Source organism: Streptomyces sp., assembly GCF_031178505.1.
GTDB classification, from domain to species: Bacteria; Actinomycetota; Actinomycetes; order Streptomycetales; family Streptomycetaceae; genus Streptomyces; species Streptomyces gulbargensis.
The window spans coordinates 5,207-8,108 of record NZ_JAPSIW010000275.1 but is presented as its reverse complement, the minus strand read 5'-3'; the positions used below and the strand labels follow the sequence as shown (position 1 = coordinate 8,108).

Sequence of the window (2,902 nt, the reverse complement as noted above, 5' to 3'; positions counted from 1 at the left end):
GAAGGGGTCGATCTTCAGTGCCCGGTAGCCGCGTGCCACGACCTCGCGGGCCGCCGCGTGGTACGCCTCGGGGGTCCGTTCGGTGGTGTACCAGCCGTTCGCGTACGCGGGAACCCGCTCGGTCACCCTGCCCCCGAGCAGCTGCCAGACGGGCACGCCGAGGGCCTTGCCCTTGATGTCCCAGCAGGCCATCTCCACGACGGCGATCCCGGACATCACGATCTCACCGGCCCGGCCGAAGTCGCCGTACTTCATGCGGCGTACGAGGTCCTCCACCGCGAAGGGGTCGGAGCCCGCGATGTGGTTGACCTCCGCCTCCCGCAGGTAACCGAGCAGGGCGTCGGTGTGACCGAGCATCCGGGTCTCCCCGACGCCCGTCAGCCCCTCGTCGGTGTGGACCTGGACGTACGTCAGATTGCGCCAGGGGGTGCCCACGACATGGGTGCTGATCCGGGTGATACGCACGGCGGCGGCTCCCGTCGTTCGATATTTCGGCCTGCGTTCGAAATCTTGCCGCGACAGTACGAAGCGCCGCGCGGCGATGTCAACGGGCGTGCGCCACAGCGGGATCCACCGAGCGGGAGTGGCCTTGACCGCCCGGAGAGGCGCTCCTAGCCTGCGGTGACCGAGATCAGGAACGATGTTCGACATCACGAACGCCAGGGTGGGGGGACCGACCGCGCTTCCGGCGCCGGGACCGCGTCCGGGCATCCGCGGCCCACGGACCGGGGGACACGGGTCCCTCTTCGGAGGATGGACATGAGTGACACCACCACCAACTGGGCGGGGAACATCACCTTCGGCGCGGAGCGCCTCAGGATCCCCGCCACGGTCGAGGAGCTCCAGGAGCTGGTGGCCGGCTCCCGGGCCGTACGAGCCCTGGGGACGGGCCATTCCTTCAACGCCATCGCCGACACCACCGGGGACCTGGTGTCCACGGCGGGCCTGCCCCGTGTGCTCGACATCGACCGGCGGGCCCGCACCGTCACGGTGAGCGGCGGAACCCGTTTCGGGGAGATCACCGGACTCCTCCACGAGGCCGGACTCGCCCTGCACAACCTCGGTTCGCTGCCCCACATCTCGATTGCCGGAGCCTGTGCGACCGGCACGCACGGGTCGGGGGACGGCAACGGCACCCTCGCCTCCGCCGTACGGGCCGTCACGTACATAGCGGCCTCCGGCGAAACGGTGACGACGGAACGGGGCGACGAGCACTTCGAGGGCTCCGTGGTCGCCCTCGGCGCCCTCGGCGTCGTCACCACGCTGACGCTGGACCTGGTGCCGGCCTTCGACGTCCGGCAGTGGGTCTACGAGAACCTGCCCGTCACCGCCCTCCGCGGCGCCTTCGACGAGGTGATGTCTGCCGCGTACAGCGTCAGCCTCTTCACGCGCTGGAGGGGGGACCTGATCGACCAGGTGTGGCTCAAGCGGCGCGCGGACGACCCGGGGGCGGCGGACGGGCCGGCGCGGTGGCTCGGTGCCGTGCGGGCCGACGGCCCGAGACACCCCGTCCCCGGCATGCCGGCCGACTCCTGCACCCCGCAGCTGGGTCTGCCGGGCCCGTCGCCGTTCCGGCTGCCGCACTTCAGGCTGGAGCACACCCCGAGCAGCGGCGACGAACTGCAGTCGGAGTACTTCGTCGCCCGTGAGGACGCCGTCGCGGCCTTCGACGCCCTGCACGCCGTACGGGACGCCTTCGCCCCCCATCTGCGGGTGGGGGAGATCCGGAGCGTGGCCGCGGACGGCCTCTGGCTCAGTCCGGTCCATCAACGGCACTCCGTGGCCTTCCACTTCACCTGGCTGCCCGACACCGCCGCCGTGACGAAGGCCCTGTACGTGATCGAGGAAGCCCTCGCCCCCTTCGCGGCCCGGCCGCACTGGGGCAAGCTCTTCGTCACGGAGCCCGACGTCCTGCGCGGCCTCTACCCCTCCTACGACCGTTTCGAGCGGCTGACGGCGGACGCCGACCCGAGGGGGGTGTTCCGCAACGACTTCATCGCCCGCTGCTTCCCCCGGTGAACCGGCCGCTCGCCGAGTCCGTGTCTCCGGCGACCACGTCTTCTCCGTGGACATCGTCGGCGCCCCCTCGACGTCGTCATCCGCGACCACCGCCGGGGTCGTTGCGAGGAGACCCGAGGAGCGGCCCCGCTCCTGTCGCCGTGAGGTGTCCGCTGCCGAGAACGGGCCACGGACGTGCCCCCGGGACAAGCTCTGTCAGCGCTCTGTTAGCGCTCATCATGCGTCCACCCCCCGACGGTCGGGGTCGAGTCTCACCGCCATGGCGGTCGCGGCGGCGCCCCGTGCTCCGTACCGTTCCCGTGGCCGCGCCCATCCCGGGTGCCTCACCTCCGTCGTGCGGCTTCGACCTCGTCCTTCATTCGGCCCTTCCTGGGGTGACTTCGCGGGCCGGGCTCGTCCGTCCCGTGCGCGCGCCGGCGCCGAGGGCGGCGTGATCCTGCCTCCGGGTGTGTGACCCGTCCTCGTGTCCGTTCCCGAATATCCGAAAGAACCGTGCCGGACTCTTGCCCAAATGAAATGTGAGCGTTAACAATCTGCGGGGGTGAACGGTCGCCCCCTTCCGTCGTGACGAGAGAGATCACATCGTGACCACACGCGTCCCTTCCGGCCCTGTCGATCGTCATGCTGCTGAGGCGTGCACGGTGGGTGCTGATTTCGGCACGTCGTCGGGGCGTGCTGCGGTGGCCACCACCGACTGACCGCGCCCCTCTCCCCCGAACCCCACCTTTCGGGCCGCCCCTTCACACGCGAGCACGGCCCGGACGCCCGCCCCGCGACTCGGCCACCGTGCGACCACGACGGCGCGGCGGCGGCCCCCCCCCCGACCCCCGGGCCCCCCCCCCCCCGCCCCCGCCGCCCCCCCCCCCCCCCCCCCCCGCCCCCC

General features: G+C 71.7%; 1 protein-coding gene and 1 pseudogene. One reads left to right on the top strand and one right to left on the bottom strand.

Going from position 1 to position 2,902, the window contains the following annotated elements:
- Positions 1 to 465 (bottom strand): annotated as a pseudogene (locus RIF68_RS18960) (mandelate racemase/muconate lactonizing enzyme family protein); the annotation flags it as partial.
- A 294-nt stretch (positions 466 to 759) separates the two neighbouring features.
- Here RIF68_RS18960 and RIF68_RS18955 point away from each other — a divergent pair.
- Positions 760 to 2,019 (top strand): FAD-binding protein, encoded by a 1,260-nt coding sequence (locus tag RIF68_RS18955; RefSeq protein WP_309052466.1) that lies wholly within the window; start codon positions 760 to 762, stop codon positions 2,017 to 2,019.
- Positions 2,020 to 2,902 lie beyond the last annotated feature (883 nt).